The organism is Limnohabitans sp. B9-3 (assembly GCF_002778325.1).
Classification (GTDB): Bacteria; Pseudomonadota; Gammaproteobacteria; order Burkholderiales; family Burkholderiaceae_C; genus Limnohabitans; species Limnohabitans kasalickyi.
On sequence record NZ_NESI01000002.1, the window covers coordinates 413806 to 438537 of the forward strand.

Here is a 24732-nt window from a genome sequence, read left to right on the forward strand (position 1 = left end):
CCATTCCCCTTGACTGGGCTGGTTCGTTATTTGAGCGTGCGTTTGTACGCACGAAGTTCTGAGGCTAAGAACATTTGGTTGCGACCCACGCTGTGGCTAGGTTTTAGTTCCGCAGCCTGCACATGACGGCGCAAAGTTGGCAGTGACACCTCTAGGTACTCTGCGGCCTCTGCAGCCGACAAGGGCTCTCGGTCCAAATGACCAAACGCTTGTTCGTGGGTGAAGTCGTCGTCGCGAATGCTGATGGTGCTCATTGCGTGTTCTCAAGTTTTTGCATGAACTGACGTGGGGTCATCACTTGAATTCCAAAGGGGCTGGCTTTTTTTTGAATTCTGCACCGTTAACACTTGGGGCACCGCTAATGAGTGCGCTGATGCGTGACAGAGTTTTTCGTCACTGACCGTGCACAATATCCCCCGCTATGTCCGTCCATCAAAACTACCTCAAAGAACTCGAAATTCGTGGCTTCCAAAGCGACCCCGCCCAGCTTCGCGCGATAGATGCGTTAGAACGCTGCGCCAACGATTGGGCGGCTTACAGAGAGAAGCGGTCGAGCCCGCTGAAAAAACTGGTTAACCGGCCACCCATCCCGCGTGGGGTTTACATGTTTGGTGGCGTAGGCCGGGGCAAGAGCTTTTTGATGGATTGCTTTTTCGACGCGGTGCCGATCAAGCGCAAAACGCGTTTGCATTTTCACGAGTTCATGCGCGAGGTGCATCGCGAGTTGCGCGAGTTGCAAGGCACGGTGAACCCGTTGGATGTGCTGGGCAAGCGCATGTCCAAGCGCTACAAGCTGATTTGCTTTGACGAGTTTCATGTGGCGGACATCACCGACGCCATGATCTTGCACCGCTTGCTCGACGCTTTGTTTCAAAACGGCGTGGGGTTTGTGACGACGTCCAATTTCAAGCCCGACGATTTGTACCCCGGCGGCATGCACCGCGACCGCATCATGCCGGCCATTGAGCTGCTCAACCGCTCGCTGGATGTGATCAACGTGGACAACGGCACCGATTACCGCCGTCGCACCTTGGAGCAGGTCGAGTTGTATTTGCGGCCCTTGGGCGAAAAAGCCGATGCTGCCATGTCCGATGCGTTCAAGCGTTTGGCCGAATGCCCCGACGAAGACCCCGTGCTGCACATCGAGGCCCGCGAAATCAAAGCACGACGCCGTGCAGGCGGGCTGGTGTGGTTTGACTTCAAAGAGCTGTGTGGCGGCCCGCGTTCACAAAACGATTACTTAGAGATTGCAAGCCAGTTCCACACGGTGTTGCTCAGCGATGTGCCGCACATGCCGGTGAACAAAGCGGCAGAAGCGCGCCGCTTTACGTGGTTGATTGATGTGTTGTACGACCGTCGTGTGACGCTGATGATGTCTGCGGCCGTGGCGCCCGAAGAGCTGTACACCCAAGGCCCGATGGCGCATGAGTTTCCACGCACGGTGTCGCGTTTGAACGAGATGCAGTCGGCCGAGTTTCTGGCGTTGGAGCGACGCATGGTGGACACGTCCCTCACATGAAAACAAGGGTCATCGCGCTTTGGGCGCTGCTGTGCTTTGCGGGGGCCTTGGCGCAGGATGTCTCAGCGCCAGTTCCTTCTGCCGACGAACGCGCCGCGATGAGCCAGCAACTGGCCGCACGTCGTCAGCAGCTGGAGACGGACTACAACCAAGCCATGACGTTTTGCTATCAAAAGTTTGATGTCACCAGTTGCCGCTTGGAGGCGCGTGAGCGTCGTTTGCAGGCACATGCCGTTTTGCGAAAAGAAGAGATTGCCTTCAACACCGTGGAGCGCCGCCTCAAAGCCGAAGAGGCGGAGCGGCGTTTGGCCGAAAGCAATGCCTTGGCGCGTGAGCGAGAGCAAACGCGACAAACGGATGCCGCTGACAACGCCAAAGCCGCAGCGGATCGTGCTGCACAAAAACAGGCCGACCATGCCGCGCAAGGTCAGCAGCGCGAAGCCTATGACCAAAAGCAGCGAGATGCGGCCCAACGTCGCGTGGACTTAGAGCAAAAACGCCGTGAGCGTGCCAAGCCGCCTTCCGCCGCTTTGCCGCCTGTGACTGGATCCAGTCAATGACCGACTCGGCCATGAGCCACCCACTGCGCGACATGGTGCAAGAAGCCTTTGCGCCATTGGGCGTGTTGGCGCGCAGCACCGACCACTTTCAGCCGCGACAAGGCCAGACCGACATGGCCTTGGCCGTGGCCGATGTGGTGGCCTTGGGCGGCAGTTTGGTGGTGGAGGCGGGTACGGGCGTGGGAAAGACCTTTGCCTATTTGGTGCCTACCTTGTTGAGCGGCGAACGCGTGCTGCTGTCCACCGCCACCAAGGCGTTGCAAGACCAGTTGTACGCGCGCGATTTGCCGCGTTTGGTCAAAGCCTTGAACTTACCTGTGCGTTTGGCCTTGCTCAAAGGGCGCTCCAGCTATTTGTGCACCCACCGCATGGAATTGGCGCGCCAAGACCACAGCGCCACCGACCGCCACACAGCGCATTTGTTGTCGCGTGTTGAAACCTGGTCCATGGCGACCCGCAGTGGTGATTTGGCGGAGTTGCCGGGCTTGGACGAGCGTTCGCCGCTGATCCCGCTCATCACCTCGAATCGAGAAAACTGTTTGGGCTCGCAGTGCCCGAAGTTCAAAACTTGTTTTGTGAATGCGGCGCGTCGTGAGGCTTTGGGGGCTGACGTGGTGGTGATCAACCACCATTTGTTCTTTGCCGACATGGCGGTGCGCGAGTCGGGCATGGCCGAGTTGTTGCCCAGCGTGCGTGTGGTGATTTTTGATGAAGCGCATCAACTCAACGAGACGGGCGTGAACTTTTTGGGCAACCAAATTGGCACGGCGCAATTGCTGGACATCACCCGCGATGTGTTGGCCACGGGCTTGCAGTTGGCGCGTGGTTTGGCCGATTGGCAGGGAACGGCATCGGCGCTGGAGCGTTCGGCGCGTGAATTGCGCTTGGTGGTGGGCAAGCGCCAAGGCGCTTTGAAGTTGCGTTGGGTGGGTGAAGCGCCCGAAGACATTCACCCTGGCGCCTGGCAGCAGTCGCTGCACGACGTGGGCGCGGCTTGTTTGCAGGCTTTGCGCGCTTTAGAGACGGTGAGTGAAATTGCGCCCGACTTCATGCGCTTGTTTGAGCGCGTGGCCGAAATCGCCAAACGTGTGCAGGCATTTTTAGAGCCCTGTGCGCATGACGCCGTGCGTTGGGTGGACGTGAGCGCCTCGCAAATTCGCCTGATGGAAGCGCCGCTGGACATTGCAGCGACGGTGCGTGACCGGCTTTTGAAGCAAGGCGTAGCGACCCAAGACATTGGCCAAGACGACGAAGCGCCTTGGCAAGACGAGCCAGAGAGCTTGCCCGATCCTGTTGGATTTTTGGCCGAACCTGATGACTTGCAAGATTTGAACGCCGATGCGTACGTAGCGCGTGCCCGCCCCGACGAAGACACGCGCCCCCGCAGCTGGATTTTTACGTCCGCCACGTTGGGCGATGACCCGCGTTTGCGCTGGTTCACCGAGCCGTGCGGCTTGGAGTCGGCGCAGGTGCTGCGGGTGAGCAGCCCGTTTGATTACCCCGCCCAGGCTGCGCTCTATGTGCCGCGCCACTTGGTCAAGCCCAACGATCCAGCGCACAGTGGTCAGGTGGCCCAGCTGGCCAGCGACGCGGCCAGGCGCTTGGGTGGTCGCACGCTGGTGCTGACCACCACGCTGCGTGCGTTGCGTGTCATTGGTGACGTGATGAAGCAGCAGCTCGAAGGCTCGGGCATCGAGGTGCTGGTGCAGGGCGAGTGGCCCAAGCGCCATTTGATGGAGCGATTCCGAGAAGGCGCGCAAGCCGAAGAGGGCGGTTGCGTGTTGGTGGCCTCTGCCACGTTTTGGGAGGGCTTTGATGTGCCCGGCGATGCTTTGCAGTTGGTCATCATCGACAAACTGCCGTTTCCACCGCCTAATGACCCGTTGGTGGAGGCGCGTGGAAAACGCTTAGAAGCGCAGGGCCGCAGCCCGTTCAACGATTATTTTGTGCCCGAGGCCGTGGTGGCTTTGAAGCAAGGCGCAGGCCGTTTGATTCGCCGCGAAACCGACCAAGGTGTGCTGGTGCTGTGCGACAACCGTTTGGTGACGACGAGCTACGGCCGGCGTTTGATTGCTGCGTTGCCGCCTATGCGCCAGTTGGGCAGCGACACTGATTTGGCCCAAGCGCTGGAAGCACTTAAAAAGGTTTGAGCGCTAGCCGCGCGAAAACCGACTTAAGCGCTAGTCGCGCTTGTGCCAATTCAAATCACCAAAATTTCCACCAAGACTTCGGGGCTACGGCGCGTTCTGGGTACAAAAACACGCTGTTGGGGTAGGTGGCTTCAAGCACACGGCGTGTGTCATCGCGCAATTGCACCAAGCCCAGTTTGTCGTACGACTGAACCAAGATGAACAAGGCTTCTTCCACCGCGGGCACGTCGCGGAACTCTTGAACAGCAGCTTGCGCGCGGTTCACAGCGGCCACATAACCACCGCGTTGGTAGTAAAAGCGGGCCACATACACCTCGGAACGTGCCAGCGAGTTCTTGATGTAGGCCATGCGCAAGCGCGCATCTTCGGCATATTTGGATCGGGGGAATCGCAGCGTTAACTCGCGAAACGCTTCAAACGATTCTTTGGCTTGTTTCGGGTCGCGCTCGGCCAAATCTTGTTGGGCGAGGGTGGAGAACAGGCCCAAGTTGTCGTTGAAGTTCACCACGCCTTTGAGGTAGAGCGCATAGTCCAGCGCAGGGCTGGCAGGGTGCAACTTGATGAAACGGTCGAGCGTGGCCACGGCCTGAATGGGCTCGTTGGTTTTGTATTGGGCCCAGGCTTTGTCAAGCTGGGCTTGCTGTGCGAGGGGCGTACCCGCCGCACGGCCTTCGAGCTTTTCGTAGTAACCAATGGCCTTGTCGTAGCCGCCGGCAGCGAGCTCGTCTTTGGCTTCTTGGTACAACTTGTCCACACTCCATCCGGAGGTGGCGTCATAGTTTTGGGCACAACCCGATAAAAGAATGGCCGCAGACATTCCGAGAGCCATCCACACAGCCGATAATTGAAGGCGTAACACCACAGGCCACTTTCTTGAAGCAAAGACAAACCATTCTATCGGCACCGCCGACCGCCACACCCTCAAGCCTTGAGGATGTTTTGCCAGACGAGCACGTTGATTTGGTGGACGGTCCCGAGATCGAGTGGCGCGAGCTCGACATTCCCACCACGATGCACGGTGAGCGCCTCGACCGTGCCCTGGCTTTGTTGCTGCCCGAGTTCTCGCGCAGTTACTCGCAGCAGTTGTTGGCGGAGGGCTGTGTGTCGTGCATCTTGCCCACGCAGCGCGAGGTGACCAAGGCGTCGAGCAAAGTTCGCATGGGTGAGCGTTACCACGTGGCCTTGCGTCCAACGCCGCAAAGCCAGGCGTTCAAGCCGGAAGATATTCCGTTAGAGGTGGTCTACGAAGACGACGATTTACGCATCTTGAACAAACCCGCAGGCTTGGTCGTGCACCCTGCGCCTGGCAACTGGAGCGGCACCTTGCTCAACGGCTTGCTGGCCATGGACCCGCAAGCGGTGATGCTGCCCCGCGCCGGCATCGTGCACCGTTTGGACAAAGACACCAGCGGTTTGATGGTCGTGGCACGCACACGTCGCTGTATGGATGCCTTGGTTGAGCTCATTGCCGCCCGCGATGTGCACCGCGAATATTTGGCCGTGGCCTACCGTAAGTGGAACGGCAACCCCAACCGCGATGTGGTGGCTGGCATTGGTCGCGACTACCGCAACCGCCTGCGCATGGCGGTGGTTGATCTGGACCGTTTACCCGGCAAAGAAGCCCACACCACCTTTGACTGCTTGGCCAGCCAAGAAGAAGCCTGTTTGGTGCAATGCACCTTGCACACTGGCCGCACGCATCAAATTCGCGTGCATATGGGGCACATTGGCCATCCGTTGGTGGGCGATTCTTTGTACGCCGGCCCCATGACTTTGGGGATTGATCGCCAAGCGCTGCATGCGTTTCGCCTCAGTTTTGAGCACCCCATTTCAGGCAAAGCGCTCTCGTTCGAGGCCCCGTTGCCCGCGGACATGGTGGCTTTGTTGGACGGTCTGGGTCTTAAAAAGCCTTGAGATCGTGCGACTTGACGCCTTCAAGAGGCGCCAAGGCCACTTGCCGTTACAATCCATCACCCGCTTGTGAAAGCGGTGAGCCCCTTGGCTCTGACTTCGCGAACGCTAAAACCACAATTGGCCCTGTCCTTTTGAGCTTTGCCTTACCGGCCCCGAGACATGTTTCGGGGACACTTTCCTCGATTCCCTGACCTCGGAAACCCTCACGATGAACACCGTGGATGCCAAGCGTGTGCTTGAGACCGCTTTGATTTGTTCCCATCAGCCGATTCAAGTGCGCGATTTGCGCGTGCTGTTTGCAGATGACTTGGGCGCAGACACCATCAAAACGCTGCTGGAAGAACTGCAACTCGACTGGGCCCAGCGTGGCGTCGAGTTGGTGCATGTGGCTTCGGGCTGGCGTTTTCAAAGCCGCCCTCAAATGCGCCCCTTTTTGGATCGCCTGCACCCCGAAAAGCCGCCCAAATACAGCCGTGCAGCCATGGAAACCTTGGCCATCATTGCCTACCGCCAGCCCGTGACCCGCGCGGACATGGAAGATGTGCGTGGCGTGACCATCAACTCGTTGGTGATCAAGCAGCTGGAAGACCGCGGCTGGGTCGAGGTCATTGGTCATCGCGAAACGGTGGGGCGTCCCGCTTTGTTCGCCACGACCCGCCAGTTTTTGGACGATTTGGGCTTGGCGTCGTTAGACCAATTGCCCGTTTACGACACCGCCCAAGCCCAAGCCAATGCCTTTGCCCGTTTGGGTGAAGACGACCCTAGTCTGCAAATGAACATGGTGTTGGATGCGCCTGTTGATGACGCACCCACAGAACCCTCATCCACATCGGAGATCTTGCTGGCCCCCGAATTGGGCGAGCCCGAAGTCTTCCACCTATCTCTCCCTAGCGAACCCGCCACACCGGGCGACGAACCCCATGAACACTGAAAACAATCACCCTGGCAACACGCCAGAGCATGCTGACGCTTTTGACGCCGAGGACGCCGCGTTTGACTTCGACGATGTTGTCTCCGGCGAGTTTGACGCCGAGCTGATCCGCGCCGACGCCGCATCTGAAAAGCGCGTGCTCTTGCCTCAGCCCGAATCGCCCAAGTTGCACAAAGTCTTGGCCCAATCGGGTTTGGGCTCGCGCATTGAGATGGAGCGTTTGATCGCTGACGGCCATGTTGCCGTGAACAACGAAGTGGCCCACACCGGCCAGCGCGTGCAGTTTGGTGACCAAATCAAGGTCAACGGACGTCAGCTCAAAGTGCGCATTGCACCACCGCCTCCGCGCGTCATTGCTTACCACAAGCCTGCGGGCGAAGTGGTGACCATGGACGACCCACAAAACCGTCCAACCGTGTTTCGCCGGTTGCCGCGCCTCTACCAAGGCAAGTGGCAGTCGGTCGGTCGTTTGGACTTGAACACCGAAGGCTTGTTGCTGTTCACCAGCTCGGGCGAGTTGGCCAACCAGCTGATGCACCCCCGTTTTGGTTTGCAACGCGAATATGCGGTGCGCTCGCTGGGCAAACTCAGCAAAGACCAAAAAGAACAACTGGTCACAGGCATTCAACTCGACGACGGCCCTGCGCAATTTGGTTCGATCGAAGAGGGCGGCGGCGAAGGTTCTAACTGCTGGTACCGCGTCACGATTTCTGAAGGCCGTAACCGCGAAGTGCGCCGCATGTTCGAAGCCGTCGGTCACGCTGTGAGCCGTTTGATCCGTATCCGTTACGGCGCCATGGTGTTGCCACGCGGTTTGAAGCGTGGTGCGTTCGTCGAGTTGGGCGAGCGCGACATTCGCGCCTTGATGGAAGCTGCCGGTGCCGATGCGCCGATGGCCAGTGGCCCCTCGCAAAACAACCGCACCGAGCGCGCCAACAGCCGCCGCCGCGGCAACAGTGTGGGTCCGCGTCCGTCGATGCCTCGCGCACCGGAAGAGCGTCCACGCGGTCCCGAGCGTTTGGTCATGAGCGATCGCAAGCGCGGTGGCCGCGGCAAGCCTGAGCCCGTGCAGCAGCAACAGCCCGACCCGATGCAAACGTCGGTGGGTTACATCGGTGCCGACAGTTATGCGATGGAGCGTCAACGCAAAAAAGACGGTCACAAGGCTTTCAAAGCTGGTTTGGTGGGGGGCCGCAAGCCATCTACATCTCCAGCAGGCCCGCCCAAACGCGGCGGCGTTCCCGGTGGCAGTTTTGGTCGAGGCCGCAACAGCCGTTAATTCAATGCAAAAGCGCCCACTGCTCGCAAGGGGAAACCCTTTGAGCGGTTAAAATAATAGGCTTCGCTTTTGTCGAACTCAGTTTTTAAAACGTCTAACAAGGAAAATCCATCATGGCTATCGAACGTACTCTCTCCATCATCAAGCCCGACGCAGTGGCCAAGAACGTCATCGGTCAAATCTACGCCCGTTTCGAAGCTGCTGGCTTGAAAGTCATCGCCGCTCGCATGGCTCACCTGTCACGTGGCGAAGCTGAGCAGTTCTACGCTGTGCACGCTGCGCGTCCTTTCTTCAAAGACTTGGTCGACTTCATGGTCTCCGGCCCCGTCATGATCCAAGTGTTGCAAGGCGAAGGCGCGATTTTGAAAAACCGTGACTTGATGGGCGCAACCAACCCCAAAGACGCCGCACCTGGCACCATCCGCGCTGACTTCGCTGACAGCATCGATGCCAACGCTGTGCACGGTTCTGACGCCGCTGAGACTGCCGCTGTTGAAATCGGCTTCTTCTTCGCTGGCATGAACGTTTACGGCAAGTAAAGAAAGTTTGCTGTGGTTGGTGACAACAACAGCAGCGATAAAAAAATGACGGCCAACCTGCTTGATTTTGATCTCGACGGTTTGGCCGTTTTTTGTGAGCAACTGGGCGAAAAGCGCTTTAGAGCCACCCAGTTGTTTCGCTGGATTCATCAAAAAGGCGCACAAGACTTTGATCAGATGTCTGATCTCGCCAAGTCGCTGCGTGAAAAGCTGAAAACCTGCGCTCAGGTTCAGCCCTTAACCCCCATTTCCAGACACGATTCCGCGGACGGCACCATCAAGTGGCTGTTCGACGTGGGTCACGGCGACGCCGTTGAAACCGTGTTTATTCCTGAAGACGACCGTGGCACTTTGTGCATCTCGTCACAAGCCGGTTGCGCCGTGGGTTGCCGCTTTTGCTCCACGGGCCACCAAGGCTTCAGCCGCAACCTCACCACAGGCGAAATTTTGTCGCAGCTGTGGTTTGCCGAGCACACGCTGCGCAAGCAATTCAACACGACCGAGCGCGTCATCTCCAACGTGGTGATGATGGGCATGGGCGAGCCGCTGCAAAACTACAGCGTTTTGGTGCCCGCACTGCGTGCGATGTTGGACGACCACGGTTACGGCCTGTCGCGCCGCCGTGTGACCGTTTCTACCTCTGGCGTCGTCCCCATGATGGACCGCTTGGGTGAAGATTGCCCTGTGGCTTTGGCTGTGTCGCTGCATGCGCCCACCGATGCCTTGCGCGACAACTTGGTGCCGCTCAACCGCAAATACCCGTTGCACGAGTTGATGGACGCGTGTCGCCGCTACTTGGCCCATGCGCCACGCGACTTCATCACTTTCGAATACTGCATGTTGGACGGCGTGAACGACCAACCTGAGCATGCGCAAGCGTTGATCGACTTGGTCAAACCGAAGCGAGGGGCGGGTGAGGGTGTGTCGTGCAAATTCAACCTGATTCCGTTTAACCCTTTCCCTGCGTCCGGGTTGACGCGCTCCAGCGCTGCCACCGTCAAAGCGTTTGCGGCGCAACTGAGCGAAGCGGGCATCATCACCACGGTGCGTAAAACCCGAGGTGACGACATTGATGCCGCTTGCGGTCAGTTGGCCGGTGATGTCAAAGACCGCACCGATGTCGACTCGCGCATGGCCAAGCAGCGGGTGATTGCGCTCAAACAGGTGCCGTCATGAACGTGCGCTTGAGCGCGAGGCAACACATCCCAACAGCAGCGGTTCTCGCCCTCATTCTGTGCGTGATGGGTTTACAAGCCTGTCAATCGTCTGGGCAGACCGCTCGCGCTACGCAGTTAGATACGTTGACCTCGCCTGAGCCCGATGCACAGCGCCAACGGGCCATGCGTCGCTTGGCGTTGGCCTCGGCTTACTTTGAACAAAACCAATCAGAGGCAGCTTTGCAAGAGGCCCGTGCGTCCTTGCAGATTGACCCTGCCTATGCACAAGCGTTCAGTCTGATTGGGCTGATTCATCAGCGTGCCAATTCGCCAGCGTTGGCCCAGTCAAGTTTTGAGCAGGCTTTGCAACTGGCAGTCCAAGTACCGGCCATACCCGCCGATTTGGCGGAGGTGCAGCACAACTACGGCTGGTTTTTGTGCCAACAAGACCGTTTTGATGCAGGTCAAGCTCAGCTGATGCAAGCGCTCTCGCAACCTGGCTACCGCCAGGTGGCGAAAAGCTGGATGGCGCTGGGCCTGTGCCAGCTGCGCGCGGGTGATAAACCCCAGGCACGTCGAAGCTTTGATGCGGCGTTGTTGCTCGAACCCGAAAACCCTGTGGCTCGCTACCAACTGGCCGTCCTCGACTGGCAAAATGGCGATGCCAAGCGCGCCCAATCGACCTTGACCGCACTCAATAGCTCTGCCCAAGCCAGTGCGCAAAGCCTCTGGCTGGGCATCCAGTTGGCCCGTGCTTTGTCGCAGCCCCAAGACCAGGCCCGACTGGCGCAACAATTGAATCAATTTTTTCCCAACTCAACCCAAGCGCTTGCGCTGGCTCAGGGTAAATTCCAAGACCAATGACTCAAGACACTTCGACCATTTCTGAATTAACAATGCCGGATGTTCATCTCGATGTTCCTGCACCTTCGCCCGCTACGGCAGGTGCCATGTTGCGTGCCTACCGTGAAGCGCAAGGTCTCAGAATCGACAGTGTGGCGAGCTCGTTGAAAGTGCCGGCTAGCAAGCTGGAATCCCTTGAAAACGACCGTTTAGACGAGTTACCCGACACCATGTTTGCCCGAGCTTTGACGTTGGCGGTATGCCGCGTGCTCAAGGCCGACGCGGCACCGGTGCTGGCGTTGTTGCCTGGTCAAGATGTGTCGCGTTTGGCCCCGAAAGACGAGCGCGGCATCGACTTAACGCTGCAGCGCCCTTCTTTTTTGCCACAGTCACAGTGGATGTCGACGGCAAGCTTTTTGACGCCGATGCGCGGTGGTGCCATCTTGGCGTTGATCGTGGCATTGGCGCTGGCTTTTTGGCCTGATTTACAAGCGTTGTTTGCCAGCAAAGGCACACCCGAGCGCGTGGAGGTTGCTCCCGAAGTGACCCCCGTTGCGCCCGCGCTCCCTGTGGCCTCGGCTGTGCTTTCCGAACCGCCACCTGTGAACATCGTGGTCACGCCAGTGCAGTCCTTGGCTGCGCCGGGGGTGACGCAGAATCCGGCTAATTCTTTAGGAGCTTCGAATGTCCGATGACACGACCATTCCTTGTGGCATCCCGATGTCGCAACCCAAAGCCCGTCGCAGTTTGCAAGCCCGTTTGGTCTGGGGTGACCATGTGGTGACGGTGGGTGGTGACGCCCCAGTGCGCGTGCAGTCCATGACCAACACCGACACGGTGGACGCGATTGGAACGGCCATCCAAATCAAAGAGCTGGCCTTGGCGGGTTCGGAGATTGTGCGCATCACGGTCAATACGCCCGAAGCGGCGGCTGCTGTGCCGCATGTGCGCGAGCAACTGGACCGCATGGGCGTGAACGTTCCCTTGGTTGGCGACTTTCACTACAACGGCCACCGCTTGCTGACCGATTTTCCTGACTGTGCACAGGCGCTGTCGAAGTACCGCATCAACCCCGGCAACGTGGGCAAAGGCGACAAGCACGACAAGCAATTTGGCCAAATGATTGAAGCGGCGATGCGCTACAACAAACCTGTGCGCATTGGTGTGAACTGGGGCAGCCTTGACCAAGAGTTGCTGGCCAAGTTGATGGACGAAAACGCCTTGCGGGCTCAACCCTTTGAGGCCAAGCAAGTCATGTATGAGGCTTTGATCACCTCGGCCATTGACTCTGCAGCACTCGCCCAGAGCATGGGAATGTCGCCCAATCAAATTTTGCTGAGCTGCAAGGTCAGTGGTGTGCAAGACCTGATTGCGGTCTACCGCGAGCTGGCCCAGCGCTGTAACTACCCGCTGCATTTGGGTCTGACCGAAGCGGGCATGGGCACCAAGGGTACGGTGGCCTCGGCCACAGCCTTGTCTATCTTGTTGCAAGAGGGCATTGGCGACACCATCCGTGTCTCGCTCACGCCTCAACCTGGCGAAGCGCGTACGCAAGAAGTGGTGGTGGCTTCTGAAATTTTGCAATCCCTAGGTCTGCGCACCTTTGTGCCCAGTGTGACGGCTTGCCCAGGCTGCGGTCGCACCACCAGCACCACGTTCCAAGAAATGGCCAAGTCAATTGACGACTTCTTGCGCGCCCAAATGCCCGTCTGGCGCACCCAATACCCCGGGGTTGAAAACCTCAAAGTTGCCGTGATGGGTTGCATCGTGAATGGCCCCGGCGAGAGCAAGCACGCCGACATCGGCATCAGCCTGCCGGGAAGTGGTGAAGCGCCTGCTGCGCCCGTGTTCATTGATGGCGAAAAAGCCATGACTTTGCGCGGCGACAACATCGCGCAAGAGTTCCACCAAATTGTTGAAAACTACATTGAAAAACGCTTTGCTTGATGAACGCGTGGGTGCTTTGCACCTGCGATGCTAACGTTTTCTTCTTCCTCACTCCCGCGCCGATTTACCGTGACAAACGACCACTCAACTCCTTCCCCTCAAACCGCCAAGCCCGCCAAAGTTCAAGCCCTCACCGCCGTCAAAGGCATGAACGATTTGCTGCCACCGGCTTCCGCCCACTGGGAGTGGTTAGAGGACAAAGTGCGCGGCTTGATGGCGCGTCACGCGTATCGCAACCTGCGCACGCCTATCGTCGAACCCACTGCTTTGTTTGTGCGTGGTTTGGGCGAGGTGACCGACATTGTGGAAAAGGAGATGTACTCCTTTGAAGACCGTCTGAACGGCGAGCAACTCACGTTACGCCCCGAATCGACGGCCGGCGTGGTACGCGCAGTGGTCGAGCACAACATGCTGTACGACGGCGGTAAGCGCTTGTATTACATGGGCCCGATGTTTCGCCATGAGCGCCCACAACGGGGCCGCTACCGTCAGTTCCACCAAATCGGTGCGGAGGCTTTGGGCTTTCCTGGGGCTGAAGTGGATGCCGAGCTAATTTTGTTGGCCGCCACGCTGTGGCAAGAGTTGGGTTTGCAAGATGTGCGTTTGGAGCTCAACAGCTTGGGGCAACCCAATGAACGCGCAGCGCACCGCACTGCTTTGATTGCCCATCTCGAAGCCCACACCGATGTGCTGGATGAAGAGGCCAAACGCCGCTTGCACAGCAACCCTCTGCGCATTTTGGACACCAAAAACCCCGCCATGCAATCGGTGGTGGAAGCCGCGCCTAAGTTGATCGACTTCTTAGGCGAGGCGTCCTTGGCCCACTTCAACGCGGTCAAAGCCATTTTGGATGCCAGCGGCGTGGCCTACCGCATCAACCCGCGCTTGGTGCGTGGCATGGACTACTACAACCTGACGGTGTTTGAGTTTGTGACCGACCGTTTAGGCTCGCAAGGCACGATCTGCGGTGGTGGCCGATACGACTACCTCATTGAACAAGTGGGCGGCAAGCCCGCGCCGGCTGTGGGTTGGGCCTTGGGCGTCGAACGCGTGTTGGAGCTGCTCAAAGAACAAGGCACCTTGCCTGCGGCTGAGGGGCCCGATGTGTATGCCATCGTGCCCGATGCCTCCGCATTGCCCGTGGTGTTTAAAACCCTCCAAATCTTGCGTGTGAAGGGCATTTCGGTGCAAATGCATGCGGGGGCAGGCGAGGGCATGGGCAGTATGAAGTCGCAGTTCAAGAAAGCCGATGGCAGTGGTGCCCGTTTTGCCCTGATTTTCGGCGGCGACGAGTTGGCACGCGGCGAAGTTACGCTGAAGTCCCTGCGTGATGGCGTGGGCGCCCAGCAAGCGCTGCCGCTGGCCGATGTGGCACTGCAAGTTGCAGCCTTAGTTGCCGCATCCTTGACTGCCCACCCACAAAGCGTGGCGGCTTGAGCAGCCGCCCTACAATCCGCCTAACTTTTTGTAAGCACTGATCACTATGGCCACGCACCTCGACCTCGAAGAACAAGAACAACTCGACGAACTGAAGCATTTTTGGAGGCGATGGGGCAACCTCATCACTTGGCTTTTGATTGCCGTGCTCGGCAGTTACGCAGCTTGGATGGGCTGGCAGTCGTATTCCGTCAAGCAAGCCGCGCAATCTGCAGCTTTGTACGATACGTTGGAACGCGCGGCCATCGGTTCAGACATGCCCCTGTTGGACCGCTCACTCTCGGACATCAAAGACAAATTTGCAAGCACAACGTATGCCCAACAAGCCGCCTTGTTGGCCGCTCGCGCTTACGTGGACAAAGACCGTGCCAAAGACGCCAAAGCACAGCTGACATGGGTGACCGAGAAAGCCAGCGACGAGGGCTACCAAGCCTTGGCACGTTTGCGTTTGGCGAGTTTGCTGATGGAAGAAAAAGCTTTTGATGAAGCGCGCAAGCAACTCAGCGCGAAAGTGCCTGCTGCGTTTGCCCCCTTGATGGCTGACCGTTTGGGTGACCTCTACATGCTCGAAGCCAAACCTCAAGAAGCGGTCAAGCATTACCAAGCTGCTTGGAAAGATTTGGAGCCCAATGCCGAATATCGCCGTTTGGTCGCGGTCAAACTCGCAGCTTTGGGCGCTGATCCGGAAGAAAAATCGGCTCTGGAGTCTAAGAAGTGAAATCCAACGCCGCGCTTTTGATGTCCCGTTTGGCTTATGCCGCGGTGTGTGTGGCACTGGCGGCCTGCTCCTCCTCACGACCTAAACCGGCCGATGTTCCTGTGGTCACGGTGCTGCAAGATGTACGCACCAGCTGGACAGCCTCGTTGGGCGAGGTGAACTTTCCCCTTGTCGTGTCGACGCGTGAAGGCCGTGTGGCCTTGGCCAACAGCGAAGGCACGGTGGCGGTGCTAGATGCGTCCAGCGGCAAAGACGTGTGGCGTTTGAGTTTGAAGCAGCCCATTGCTGCCGGTGTGGGCAGCGATGGTCAGCAAGTCGCTGTCATCACCCGCGACAACCAACTGGTGGTCATGCGTGATGGTCAGGTGCAATGGCGTCAGACCTTGCCCGCTCAGTCGTTCACCGCACCTTTGGTGGCAGGCGCGCGCGTGTTTGTGCTCACGGCTGATCGCTCGGTCTTGGCGTTTGACGGCACTTCCGGTGCCAAGTTGTGGACCCAGCAACGTGCAGGTGAACCTTTGGTGCTCAAACAAGCTGGCGTGTTGGTGGCGTTCAAAGACACCTTGGTCACGGGTTTTGCCGGTCGCTTGGTGGGCTTGAACCCCAACACCGGTGTGATCCGTTGGGAGTCGGCCATCGCTTCGCCACGCGGCACCAACGACGTTGAGCGCTTGGTGGATTTGCTCAGCCCCGTCGACCGTTTGGGCGACAGCGTTTGCGTGCGTGCCTTTCAGTCTCAAATCGGTTGTGTCAATGCCCAAAGCGGGCAGGGCGTATGGACCCGCGCTGCTGCAGGCGCACGAGGCGTGAGTGGGAATGAAACCTTGCTCATCGCTGGACTCGCCAATGGTGTGGTTCAAGCCTGGAATCGCAACTCCGGTGAGCGTCTCTGGGAAACCGAGCGCTTGAAATACCGCATGCTCAGCGCGCCCTTGGTCACCCCTCGTGGCGTTTTGGTAGCAGATGACGGCGGCTGGCTGTACGTCTTGTCATTGGCCGATGGCGCCTTGCTCAACCGTGTCAAGCTGGAGGGCAGCGAACTTGCTGCTGCGCCTGTTTTGGCCGGTGAGCGTTATGTGTTGGTCACACGCGAAGGTCGCGTGTCAGGCCTGCAAATCCCGTAATTGGGAATGTTTAAGGAATAAGTTTTGAAACCCGTATTGGCCCTGGTGGGCCGCCCCAACGTTGGCAAGTCCACGTTGTTCAACCGTTTGACCAAGACGCGTGATGCGATCGTGGCCGACTTTGCAGGCCTGACCCGTGACCGCCACTATGGCAACGGGCACTTGGGCAAGCACGAATACATCGTCATCGACACCGGTGGCTTTGAGCCCGATGCGCACGATGGCATTTACAAAGAAATGGCCCGTCAAACGCGTCAAGCCGTGGCGGAGGCCGACGTGGTGGTGTTTGTGGTCGATGCGCGTGGCGGTATTTCTGCCCAAGACCACGACATTGCCAATTACCTGCGCCGTTTGGGCAAGCCCACGCTGCTGGTGGCCAACAAAGCCGAGGGCATGAAAGAGGGCGCTCAGCTGGTGGAGTTTTACGAGTTGGGCTTAGGCCAAGTTTTGCCTGTGTCCGCCTCGCATGGCCAAGGTGTACGCGACTTGGTTGAGTTGGCCTTGGCCACCTTGAACTTGCCCGAGGTCGACGAAGACGCCGAAGTCATGGACGACGGTTCTATCAAACTTGCCGTGGCTGGCCGCCCCAACGTAGGCAAGTCGACCCTCATCAACACGTGGCTGGGTGAAGAGCGTTTGGTGGCATTTGACATGCCGGGCACCACGCGTGACGCCATCAGCGTGCCGTTTGAACGCGACGGTCAAAAGTTTGAGCTGATCGATACCGCAGGTTTGCGCCGCAAAGGCAAAGTATTCGAAGCCATCGAGAAGTTTTCGGTGGTGAAGACCTTGCAAGCCATCGAGTCGTCCAACGTGGTTCTGTTGTTGCTTGACGCCACCCAAGGCGTGACCGACCAAGATGCGCACATTGCGGGCTATATCTTGGAGAGTGGTCGTGCCGTCGTGGTAGCTGTGAACAAGTGGGACGCGGTGGACTCGTACCAGCGCGAAATGCTGATGCGCTCCATCGAGACGCGTTTGCCCTTCTTGAAGTTTGCAGCCTTGCATTTCATCTCGGCCAAAAAGCGTCAAGGCTTGGGCCCTTTGTGGGGCGCCATTGCACAGGCGCACCGTGCTGCCAACTGCAAAATGTCTACACCCGTGCTGACGCGTTTGTTGCTGGAAGCGGTGCAGTTCCAAAGCCCGCAACGCGGCGGCATGTTCCGCCCCAAGTTACGTTATGCCCACCAAGGTGGCATGAACCCACCGGTGATCGTGATTCATGGCAACTCTCTCGAGCATGTCACCGACACCTACAAACGTTTCTTGGAAGGGCGCTTTCGCAAGGCTTTCTCACTTGAAGGCACGCCGTTGCGCATTGAGATGAAAACCTCGCAGAATCCCTACAAAGACAAGGATGCTTGATGGCTTTGACCTTTCGCTGTGGTAAGGTTCAAGCTCTTTTCAACTACTGAAACACGGAGAATATCGTGAACACCGACAACTCAAAAAACAAAGGCCAGCTGTTGCAAGACCCCTTCCTAAACATCCTCCGTCGCGAGCATGTGCCCGTGTCCATCTACTTGGTCAACGGCATCAAGTTGCAAGGCCAAATTGAGTCGTTTGACCAATACGTGGTGTTGTTGCGCAACACCGTGACGCAAATGGTTTACAAACATGCCATCTCGACCATCGTGCCGGGCCGTGCTGTGAACTTCAACGCCACGGACGGCACGGGCAGTTCGCCCGAAGTCTGAGCTGGGTAGCTCTGCGAAAAGGGCTGGTCACGGCCCTTTTTTTACGCCTTTATTTTTTTAGACTGATCGCTTGAACGACTCTGACCGCAAAGACACCGCTCCCACCTTGTTGGTGGGGGTCGATTTTGGTTTGCCCCACTTCGACACCGAACTCGAAGAGCTGGGTTTACTGGCCCAAACTGCGGGCCTTCATCCCGTGGCACGCCTGACCTGTAAGCGCAAAGCGCCTGACGCAGCCTTGTTCGTGGGCAGCGGAAAAGCCGACGAAATCAAAGAGCTCGCCACGCTGCATGGCGCTGTTGAAATTTTGTTTGAGCAACCCTTGAGTCCCGCTCAGCAGCGCAATTTAGAGCGCCACATGGGCATGCCGGTGAACGACCGCACCTTCTTGATTTTGGAAATCTTCGCGCAGCGCGCCCGCAGCCACGAGGGTAAATTGCAAGTGGAATTGGCCAAACTGCAATACCTCAGCACACGTTTGGTGCGCCGCTGGTCGCACTTGGAGCGACAAAGTGGCGGTATCGGCATGCGCGGTGGCCCTGGGGAAACCCAAATGGAGCTGGACCGACGGATGATTGGCGACTCGATCAAGCGTACCCGAGAGCGTTTGGAAAAGGTCAAAAAACAACGCACCACGCAACGCCGTCAGCGCAACCGCCGCGATGCCTTCACCATTTCTTTGGTGGGCTACACCAACGCTGGCAAATCCACGCTGTTCAACGCCATGGTCAAAGCCCGTGCTTATGCGGCTGACCAACTCTTTGCCACGCTCGACACCACCACGCGCCAGCTCTATCTGGGCAACAAAGAGGGCGCGGGCCGCTCGGTGTCGCTGTCGGACACGGTGGGGTTTATTCGCGATCTGCCCCACGGCTTGATCGATGCCTTTCAAGCCACTTTGCAAGAAGCCGCTGACGCCAGCTTGTTGATGCATGTGGTGGACGCCTCCAACCCCAACTTTCCCGAGCAAATGGCGGAGGTGCAAAAAGTGCTAGCTGAAATCGGCGCAGCCGATGTGCCGCAAGTCTTGGTGTTTAACAAACTCGACGCGATGGGTGAAGAAACGCGTCCTTTTCAGATGCACGACCACTACACGGTAGACGGCGTGGCGATTCCACGCTTCTTTGTGAGCGCCAAGTCCGGTGAGGGCCTGGCAGGCTTGCGTGAGTATTTGGCGCAAGACGCCTTGCAAAACATGCCTGATGACCTTACGTTCCATACAGCATCTGCCGACTAAAGCCTCAATTTAGGCACAATGAAGACTTCAGAGAAATAACAACGATGCGTATGAACTCCAATTCAAACAACGTGACCCCGAAAACTTGGCTGTCACGAGGGCTCGGCATGTTTAACCTCAACGATGGCCGTTGGGGTCGAGACAACGAGACGGATACCAAATCTGAGCCGGGTGCCCCTAAACCCGAAGATAAAAAACCCCAAGGCCCAGCCGCAGGTGGTCCCCCTGACTTAGATGAGTTGTGGCGTGATTTCAACGCCAAGTTGGCTGGTTTTTTCGGTCAACGCAAGGGCGGCGGTCAAACCCCACCCCCTTCTGGTCCCTCAGGTCCAGCGTTCAAGGTGCCACCTTTTGGCATCGGCGTGATTGCTGCTGTGTTGGTCGCGATTTGGATGTCTACGGGTTTCTTCATCGTGCAAGAAGGTCAGCAAGCGGTGATCACTCAGTTTGGCCGTTACCACTCGACCGTCGGTGCGGGTTTCAATTGGCGCTTGCCGTATCCGTTTCAAAGTCAAGAGTTGGTCTTCGTGACCCAAATTCGTTCAGTCGATGTGGGGCGTGACAACATCATCAAAGCCACGGGCTTGCGCGAGTCGGCCATGCTGACCGAAGATGAAAACATCCTTGAAATCAAGTTTGCCGTGCAATACCGTTTGACTGACGCTCGCGCTTACTTGTTCGAAACCAAGAACCCCACCGACACCGTGGTGCAAGCTGCTGAAACGGCCGTGCGCGAGGTGGTGGGCAAGATGAAGATGGACGCGGCCATGTCGGACGAGCGTGATCAAATTGGCCCACGCATTCGCACGCTCATGCAAAGCATTCTTGACCAATACAAAGTGGGCATTGAAGTGGTGGGCATCAACTTGCAACAAGGCGGCGTGCGCCCACCTGAGCAAGTGCAAGCCGCCTTTGACGATGTGCTCAAAGCAGGACAAGAACGCGAGCGTACCAAGAATGAAGCTGAGGCCTATGCCAATGATGTGGTGCCGCGTGCTGTGGGTGCTGCTTCGCGCCTGAAGCAAGAAGCCGATGGTTACAAAGCCCGCATCGTTGCGCAAGCCGAGGGTGACTCACAACGTTTCAAGTCGTTGGTGGGTGAGTACCAAAAGTCGCCGCAAGTCATGCGCGACCGCTTGTACATCGACGCCATGCAGCAGATTTACACCAACACCACCAAGGTCTTGGTCGATACCAAACAAGGCTCCAACCTGTTGTACTTGCCTTTGGACAAAATCATTCAGCAAACCAGCGCCATCAACGCGTCGGCCACTGCGCCCGCCGCAGACGCCGCCAGTACCAACCCAAGCAGCGTGAACACGGCCCCCGCCTCTGGCGACATCCGCACACGCGATGGTCGTTCACGCGATCGTGATGGCCGTTGAGATCAGGGGATACAAAATGCAAAACAACAAAATCGGTTTTTATATTTCCTCGGTCTTCGTCGCTTTGGCGCTGTTGAGCTCCACTTTGTTTGTGGTGGACCAACGCAAATTTGGCGTGGTTTACTCGTTTGGACAAATCAAAAACGTCATCACCGAGCCCGGCTTGAACTTTAAGCTACCGCCGCCTTTCCAAAACGTGAGTTACATCGACAAGCGTTTGTTGACGTTGGACAACGCCGACACAGAGCCCATGTTGACGGCTGAAAAACAGCGTGTCGTGATTGACTGGTATGCCCGTTGGCGCATCACTGACCCTTCGCAATACATTCGCAACGTGGGTTTGGATGAAAACGCGGGTGCGATTCAACTCGCCCGTGTGGTGAGAAATGCGTTCCAAGAAGAAATCAACAAACGCACGGTCAAAGAGTTGCTTTCTCTCAAGCGCGAGGCATTGCTCGAAGCTGTGAAACGTGAAGTCCTGGCTTCTGTCAAAGGTGCTAAGCCATGGGGCGTCGACGTGGTGGATGTGCGCATCACCCGCACCGACTATGTCGATGCCATCACTGAATCGGTGTACCGCCGCATGGAGGCCGAGCGTAAGCGTGTGGCCAACGAGTTGCGCTCCACAGGTGCTGCTGAAGGCGAAAAAATCCGTGCGGATGCTGATCGTCAACGCGAAGTCACGGTGGCCAACGCCTACCGCGAAGCGCAAATCATCAAAGGCGAGGGCGATGCACAAGCCGCGCGTATTTACGCCGAGTCGTTTGGCCGCGACCCTCAGTTCGCGCAGTTCTACCGCAGCTTGGAGGCCTACAAAGCCACCTTCAACAAAAAGAGCGACGTGATGGTGCTTGACCCATCGAGCGACTTTTTCAAAGCCATGCGTGGCAGCAGTGGCGCTAGCGCACAAGCACCTAAAAAGTAACAAGGCGGTCGCATGAGTTTGGACGGCGATACGCTGTGGATGGCGTTTGGCTTGATGCTGATCGTCGAGGGTCTCTTTCCCTTCATCTCGCCTGAGGGCTGGCGTCAGAAAATGGTTCAAGTTCTGGCGCTGCACAACGGCCAAATTCGCTTTTTTGGTTTGGCCTGCGTGATTGTTGGTGTTTTGATGCTCGGGTGGCTGGGTTAATGCCCGAGAAGACCGGTAAAATCCCTGTTTTAACAGCCTCTCACAAACACATGTCCGCTTGGGTTTTGCCGGATCACATCGCCGATGTTTTGCCTTCTGAGGCCCGGCACATTGAAGAGCTTCGTCGTCTTTATTTAGACACGGCTCGGGGCTACGGCTACGAGCTGGTCATGCCGCCGTTGCTCGAATACCTTGAATCGTTGTTGTCCGGTACCGGCCGCGCACTCGATTTACAAACATTCAAATTAGTCGACCAACTTTCAGGTCGCACCCTAGGGCTTCGCGCCGACACCACACCCCAAGTAGCCCGCATTGATGCCCATTTGCTCAACCGTGCTGGCGTGACGCGCCTGTGCTACTGCGGCCCTGTGCTGCACACGCGCCCTGATCGTCCGTTTGCTACGCGCGAGCCTTTGCAGTTTGGCGCTGAAATATATGGACATGCAGGCATAGAGGCTGACCTCGAAGTTTTGCACCTGGCCTTGGACACGCTCAAAGCCGTGTCCATCCAGCAATTGACCGTCGACCTGAGCGATGCGCGCATCGTGCCTGCTTTGCTAGCTGGCGTGACCTTGACGGCCGAATCGCGTGATGCCTTGCACAGCGCGTTGGCCGCCAAAGACACGTCAGGTGTTCAAACCCTGAGCAAAGATCTGCCTGCCAACGTGCGCGCCGCTTTGGTGTCTTTGGTCGACATGTATGGCGACGCTTCGGTGTTGGTGCACGCTGAGAAAGCCTTTGCAGCTTGGCCGGTCGTGATGCAAGCATTGGTTGAGTTGCGTCAAATCGCCGCCGATTTGAGCGGTGTGCCCACCACCTTTGATTTGGCCGATTTGCGCGGTTATGCCTACTACAGCGGCGTGCGTTTTGCCATCTTTGTGCCGGGTGTCAGCGACGCTTTGGTGCGTGGTGGTCGTTACGACGAGGTCGGTGCCGTGTTCGGCCGTAAACGACCTGCTGCAGGGTTCAGTTTGGACCTGAAAGAGTTGGTCAGCGTAGTGCCTGAGCGCGCCCTCAAAGCCGCCATTCGTGCACCTTGGGGCACAGCCAAAGGTTTGCGCGAGGCCATTGCCACCTTGCGTGCCAATGGTGAAACCGTGGTCTGCGTGATGCCAGGCCACGAGAGTGAAGTTGATGAATTTGACTGCGATCGCGAATTGATCGATGTCGCCGGTCAGTGGGCAGTGCAAGCTGTTCCTGCCGTTTAAGCCCTTTAATTTTTTAAGTAATCGAGTGGATATGAGCACTACCCAAGGACAAACTGTGGCTGCAACCAAAGGCCGTAACGTCGTTGTCGTCGGTACCCAATGGGGTGACGAAGGCAAAGGCAAATTGGTCGACTGGCTGACCGAAACCGCCACCGGCGTGGTGCGCTTTCAAGGCGGCCACAATGCCGGCCACACCTTGGTCATTAACGGCGTGAAAACCGCCTTGCATTTGATCCCTAGCGGTATCATGCGTCCTGGCGTGAAGTGCTACATCGGTAACGGTGTGGTGTTGTCTGCCACCAAGTTGCTCGAAGAAATCGCGGGCCTCGAAAAAGCTGGCGTGGAAGTGCGCTCACGTTTGCGCATCAGCGAAGCTTGCCCTTTGATCTTGCCCTACCACGCTGCCATCGACGTGGCCCGTGAGGCCGCCAAAGAGAAGGCTGGCACCGCCAAGATCGGCACCACAGGCCGTGGCATTGGCCCCGCCTACGAAGACAAAATTGCCCGCCGCGCCTTGCGCGTGCAAGACCTGAAGCACCCCGAGCGTTTCGCCACCAAATTGCGCGAAAACCTTGAGTTGCACAACCATGTCTTGACCGACATCTTGCACGCCCCCGCTGTGGACTTTGATGCCGTCTACAACGAAGCCATGGCCTATGCCAAAGAAATCTTGCCCATGGTGGCTGATGTGTCACGTGAGTTGAATGAAGCCCACGCCGCCGGCGCTAATCTTTTGTTTGAAGGCGCTCAAGGCACCTTGCTCGATGTAGACCACGGCACTTACCCCTTCGTTACCTCCAGCAACTGCGTGGCTGGTAACGCCTCAGCGGGCGCTGGCGTGGGTCCTGGCATGCTGCACTACATCTTGGGCATCACCAAGGCTTACTGCACACGCGTGGGCGGCGGACCTTTCCCTACGGAACTCGATTGGGAAACAGAAGGCACGCCCGGTTACCACATGGCCACCATTGGCGCCGAAAAGGGCACCACCACAGGGCGCTCACGCCGTTGCGGTTGGTTCGACGCAGCATTGCTCAAGCGCAGCGCACAAGTCAACGGTCTCACTGGCTTGTGTATCACCAAGCTCGATGTGCTCGACGGTTTGACCGAATTGCTCTTGTGTGTGGGTTACGAATTGGACGGCGAAAAAATTGACATCTTGCCTATGGGTGCTGACGAGATTTCGCGTTGTACCCCAATTTACGAAACCATTCCGGGTTGGACCGACAGCACCGTGGGCGTGACCGATTACAACAAGTTGCCCAAAGCAGCTCAGCATTACCTCAACCGCATCGCTGACACCACAGGCGTGCCCATTCACATGGTGTCCACCAGCCCTGACCGCGACCACACGATTTTGTTGACCCACCCTTACGTGGCTTAACGCTGCGTTTTGATTTCAGTTTTATTTTGAAGGACCATTGATATGTTGACCGAAGACGGCAAACACCTGTACGTGTCTTACGACGAGTACCACAACCTGATTGAAAAACTCGCCATCAAGATTCACCAATCTGGCTGGGAATTCGACACCATCCTGTGCTTGGCCCGTGGCGGCATGCGCCCTGGTGACATCTTGTCACGCATCTTCGACAAGCCTTTGGCCATCATGTCGACCAGCTCGTACCGCGCTGATGCTGGCACTGTGCAAGGCCATTTGGATATCGCCCGCTTCATCACCACACCCAAAGGCGAAATCGCTGGGCGTGTGTTGTTGGTGGACGACTTGGCTGACACCGGTCACACCTTGAAGGCCGTGGTGGACCAGCTCAAAAATAACTACGCGCCCATCACCGAGCTGCGCACGTCTGTGATTTGGACCAAAGGCGTGTCGGCCTTCAAGCCCGACTACTCGGTGGATTACCTGCCCACCAACCCATGGATTCACCAACCGTTCGAGCCGTATGACAACATGCGCCCAGCGGCCTTGTTGGAGAAGTGGAAGGTTTAATCTT

At 57.6% G+C, this 24732-nt stretch carries 25 protein-coding genes; 23 read left to right on the forward strand and 2 right to left on the reverse strand.

Going from position 1 to position 24732, the window contains the following annotated elements; all coding sequences use genetic code 11:
* Nucleotides 1-26 precede the first annotated feature (26 nt).
* A complete protein-coding gene (locus B9Z42_RS04730) occupies nt 27-254 on the reverse strand; it encodes a helix-turn-helix domain-containing protein (protein ID WP_100132182.1) in 228 nt (75 codons plus the stop codon).
* Nucleotides 255-421: 167 nt separating this feature from the next.
* Here B9Z42_RS04730 and zapE point away from each other — a divergent pair, with 167 nt between their 5' ends.
* From zapE to B9Z42_RS04745, 3 genes are read left to right on the forward strand one after another with little or no spacing between them, the layout of a single operon-like run.
* Nucleotides 422-1519 carry a cell division protein ZapE gene (gene zapE / locus B9Z42_RS04735; RefSeq protein WP_100132183.1) on the forward strand — a complete coding sequence of 366 codons (1098 nt, stop codon included), beginning with the start codon at nt 422-424 and terminating at the stop codon, nt 1517-1519.
* Entirely contained in the window at nt 1516-2079 is a 564-nt protein-coding gene (locus tag B9Z42_RS04740; protein WP_100132184.1) for a hypothetical protein, read from the forward strand. Before zapE ends, B9Z42_RS04740 begins: the two co-directional genes overlap by 4 nt.
* A gap of 11 nt (nt 2080-2090) precedes the next feature.
* On the forward strand, nt 2091-4229 hold the full coding sequence (locus B9Z42_RS04745; RefSeq protein ID WP_100132297.1) for an ATP-dependent DNA helicase: 2139 nt from the start codon (nt 2091-2093) through the stop codon (nt 4227-4229).
* A 55-nt stretch (nt 4230-4284) separates the two neighbouring features.
* On the opposite strand, the gene B9Z42_RS04750 is transcribed toward B9Z42_RS04745, so the two are convergent.
* Nucleotides 4285-5058 (reverse strand): outer membrane protein assembly factor BamD, encoded by a 774-nt coding sequence (locus tag B9Z42_RS04750; protein WP_233203528.1) that lies wholly within the window; start codon nt 5056-5058, stop codon nt 4285-4287.
* A gap of 110 nt (nt 5059-5168) precedes the next feature.
* Here B9Z42_RS04750 and B9Z42_RS04755 point away from each other — a divergent pair, with 110 nt between their 5' ends.
* The 20 genes from B9Z42_RS04755 (at nt 5169) to B9Z42_RS04850 (ending at nt 24728) form a co-directional block, all read left to right on the forward strand.
* A complete protein-coding gene (locus B9Z42_RS04755) occupies nt 5169-6143 on the forward strand; it encodes an RluA family pseudouridine synthase (protein ID WP_369806835.1) in 975 nt (324 codons plus the stop codon).
* Between the two features lie 208 nt (nt 6144-6351).
* A complete protein-coding gene (scpB, locus tag B9Z42_RS04760; RefSeq protein ID WP_100132186.1) occupies nt 6352-7074 on the forward strand; it encodes an SMC-Scp complex subunit ScpB in 723 nt (240 codons plus the stop codon).
* On the forward strand, nt 7064-8353 hold the full coding sequence (locus B9Z42_RS04765; RefSeq protein WP_199171984.1) for a pseudouridine synthase: 1290 nt from the start codon (nt 7064-7066) through the stop codon (nt 8351-8353). The genes scpB and B9Z42_RS04765 overlap by 11 nt, the downstream gene beginning before the upstream one ends.
* A 113-nt stretch (nt 8354-8466) precedes the next feature.
* Entirely contained in the window at nt 8467-8892 is a 426-nt protein-coding gene (gene ndk / locus B9Z42_RS04770) for a nucleoside-diphosphate kinase (protein WP_100132188.1), read from the forward strand.
* 45 nt (nt 8893-8937) lie between these two features.
* Complete coding sequence (gene rlmN, locus B9Z42_RS04775) at nt 8938-10068, forward strand: 23S rRNA (adenine(2503)-C(2))-methyltransferase RlmN (RefSeq protein ID WP_100132299.1); 1131 nt, start codon at nt 8938-8940, stop codon at nt 10066-10068.
* Nucleotides 10065-10913, forward strand: a complete 849-nt coding sequence (gene pilW / locus B9Z42_RS04780; protein WP_100132189.1) for a type IV pilus biogenesis/stability protein PilW — start codon at nt 10065-10067, stop codon at nt 10911-10913. The genes rlmN and pilW overlap by 4 nt, the downstream gene beginning before the upstream one ends.
* Before the next feature lie 32 nt (nt 10914-10945).
* Entirely contained in the window at nt 10946-11587 is a 642-nt protein-coding gene (locus B9Z42_RS04785; protein ID WP_100132190.1) for a RodZ family helix-turn-helix domain-containing protein, read from the forward strand.
* The gene (ispG, locus tag B9Z42_RS04790) at nt 11577-12839 is read left to right on the forward strand and encodes a flavodoxin-dependent (E)-4-hydroxy-3-methylbut-2-enyl-diphosphate synthase (RefSeq protein ID WP_199171978.1); all 1263 of its coding nucleotides are present in this window, start codon (nt 11577-11579) and stop codon (nt 12837-12839) included. Before B9Z42_RS04785 ends, ispG begins: the two co-directional genes overlap by 11 nt.
* A 147-nt stretch (nt 12840-12986) precedes the next feature.
* Entirely contained in the window at nt 12987-14276 is a 1290-nt protein-coding gene (gene hisS / locus B9Z42_RS04795; protein WP_233203540.1) for a histidine--tRNA ligase, read from the forward strand.
* 46 nt (nt 14277-14322) lie between these two features.
* Nucleotides 14323-14994 carry a tetratricopeptide repeat protein gene (locus B9Z42_RS04800; RefSeq protein ID WP_100132192.1) on the forward strand — a complete coding sequence of 224 codons (672 nt, stop codon included), beginning with the start codon at nt 14323-14325 and terminating at the stop codon, nt 14992-14994.
* The gene (bamB, locus tag B9Z42_RS04805; protein ID WP_233203529.1) at nt 14991-16118 is read left to right on the forward strand and encodes an outer membrane protein assembly factor BamB; all 1128 of its coding nucleotides are present in this window, start codon (nt 14991-14993) and stop codon (nt 16116-16118) included. The genes B9Z42_RS04800 and bamB overlap by 4 nt, the downstream gene beginning before the upstream one ends.
* A gap of 24 nt (nt 16119-16142) precedes the next feature.
* Nucleotides 16143-17483, forward strand: coding sequence for a ribosome biogenesis GTPase Der (gene der / locus B9Z42_RS04810; protein ID WP_100132193.1), 1341 nt, complete (start codon nt 16143-16145; stop codon nt 17481-17483).
* A gap of 65 nt (nt 17484-17548) precedes the next feature.
* Nucleotides 17549-17815 carry an RNA chaperone Hfq gene (hfq, locus tag B9Z42_RS04815; RefSeq protein WP_100132194.1) on the forward strand — a complete coding sequence of 89 codons (267 nt, stop codon included), beginning with the start codon at nt 17549-17551 and terminating at the stop codon, nt 17813-17815.
* A gap of 70 nt (nt 17816-17885) precedes the next feature.
* A complete protein-coding gene (gene hflX / locus B9Z42_RS04820) occupies nt 17886-19052 on the forward strand; it encodes a GTPase HflX (RefSeq protein WP_233203530.1) in 1167 nt (388 codons plus the stop codon).
* A 107-nt stretch (nt 19053-19159) separates the two neighbouring features.
* Complete coding sequence (gene hflK, locus B9Z42_RS04825) at nt 19160-20437, forward strand: FtsH protease activity modulator HflK (RefSeq protein WP_100132303.1); 1278 nt, start codon at nt 19160-19162, stop codon at nt 20435-20437.
* A 16-nt stretch (nt 20438-20453) separates the two neighbouring features.
* On the forward strand, nt 20454-21362 hold the full coding sequence (gene hflC / locus B9Z42_RS04830) for a protease modulator HflC (RefSeq protein ID WP_100132304.1): 909 nt from the start codon (nt 20454-20456) through the stop codon (nt 21360-21362).
* Between the two features lie 12 nt (nt 21363-21374).
* Nucleotides 21375-21569: a DUF2065 domain-containing protein gene (locus B9Z42_RS04835; protein WP_369806837.1), complete on the forward strand. Its 195-nt coding sequence runs from the start codon at nt 21375-21377 to the stop codon at nt 21567-21569.
* Nucleotides 21570-21619: 50 nt separating this feature from the next.
* Nucleotides 21620-22777: an ATP phosphoribosyltransferase regulatory subunit gene (locus B9Z42_RS04840; protein ID WP_100132195.1), complete on the forward strand. Its 1158-nt coding sequence runs from the start codon at nt 21620-21622 to the stop codon at nt 22775-22777.
* Nucleotides 22778-22808: 31 nt separating this feature from the next.
* A complete protein-coding gene (locus tag B9Z42_RS04845; RefSeq protein ID WP_199171979.1) occupies nt 22809-24161 on the forward strand; it encodes an adenylosuccinate synthase in 1353 nt (450 codons plus the stop codon).
* Nucleotides 24162-24203: 42 nt separating this feature from the next.
* The gene (locus tag B9Z42_RS04850) at nt 24204-24728 is read left to right on the forward strand and encodes a phosphoribosyltransferase (RefSeq protein ID WP_100132196.1); all 525 of its coding nucleotides are present in this window, start codon (nt 24204-24206) and stop codon (nt 24726-24728) included.
* Nucleotides 24729-24732 lie beyond the last annotated feature (4 nt).

Bases quoted from the DNA above. Each gene is read 5' to 3' on its own strand.
- pilW (WP_100132189.1), top strand. From the start codon at position 10,065: ATGAACGTGCGCTTGAGCGCGAGGCAACACATCCCAACAGCAGCGGTT.
- B9Z42_RS04750 (WP_233203528.1), bottom strand. From the start codon at position 5,058: ATGGCTCTCGGAATGTCTGCGGCCATTCTTTTATCGGGTTGTGCCCAA.
- scpB (WP_100132186.1), top strand. From the start codon at position 6,352: ATGAACACCGTGGATGCCAAGCGTGTGCTTGAGACCGCTTTGATTTGT.
- hisS (WP_233203540.1), top strand. From the start codon at position 12,987: ATGAACGATTTGCTGCCACCGGCTTCCGCCCACTGGGAGTGGTTAGAG.
- B9Z42_RS04745 (WP_100132297.1), top strand. From the start codon at position 2,091: ATGAGCCACCCACTGCGCGACATGGTGCAAGAAGCCTTTGCGCCATTG.
- ndk (WP_100132188.1), top strand. From the start codon at position 8,467: ATGGCTATCGAACGTACTCTCTCCATCATCAAGCCCGACGCAGTGGCC.
- ispG (WP_199171978.1), top strand. From the start codon at position 11,577: ATGTCCGATGACACGACCATTCCTTGTGGCATCCCGATGTCGCAACCC.
- B9Z42_RS04835 (WP_369806837.1), top strand. From the start codon at position 21,375: ATGAGTTTGGACGGCGATACGCTGTGGATGGCGTTTGGCTTGATGCTG.
- zapE (WP_100132183.1), top strand. From the start codon at position 422: ATGTCCGTCCATCAAAACTACCTCAAAGAACTCGAAATTCGTGGCTTC.
- hflK (WP_100132303.1), top strand. From the start codon at position 19,160: ATGTTTAACCTCAACGATGGCCGTTGGGGTCGAGACAACGAGACGGAT.
- B9Z42_RS04800 (WP_100132192.1), top strand. From the start codon at position 14,323: ATGGCCACGCACCTCGACCTCGAAGAACAAGAACAACTCGACGAACTG.
- hflC (WP_100132304.1), top strand. From the start codon at position 20,454: ATGCAAAACAACAAAATCGGTTTTTATATTTCCTCGGTCTTCGTCGCT.
- rlmN (WP_100132299.1), top strand. From the start codon at position 8,938: ATGACGGCCAACCTGCTTGATTTTGATCTCGACGGTTTGGCCGTTTTT.
- B9Z42_RS04845 (WP_199171979.1), top strand. From the start codon at position 22,809: ATGAGCACTACCCAAGGACAAACTGTGGCTGCAACCAAAGGCCGTAAC.
- B9Z42_RS04785 (WP_100132190.1), top strand. From the start codon at position 10,946: ATGCCGGATGTTCATCTCGATGTTCCTGCACCTTCGCCCGCTACGGCA.
- B9Z42_RS04850 (WP_100132196.1), top strand. From the start codon at position 24,204: ATGTTGACCGAAGACGGCAAACACCTGTACGTGTCTTACGACGAGTAC.
- B9Z42_RS04840 (WP_100132195.1), top strand. From the start codon at position 21,620: ATGTCCGCTTGGGTTTTGCCGGATCACATCGCCGATGTTTTGCCTTCT.
- B9Z42_RS04740 (WP_100132184.1), top strand. From the start codon at position 1,516: ATGAAAACAAGGGTCATCGCGCTTTGGGCGCTGCTGTGCTTTGCGGGG.
- B9Z42_RS04730 (WP_100132182.1), bottom strand. From the start codon at position 254: ATGAGCACCATCAGCATTCGCGACGACGACTTCACCCACGAACAAGCG.
- B9Z42_RS04765 (WP_199171984.1), top strand. From the start codon at position 7,064: ATGAACACTGAAAACAATCACCCTGGCAACACGCCAGAGCATGCTGAC.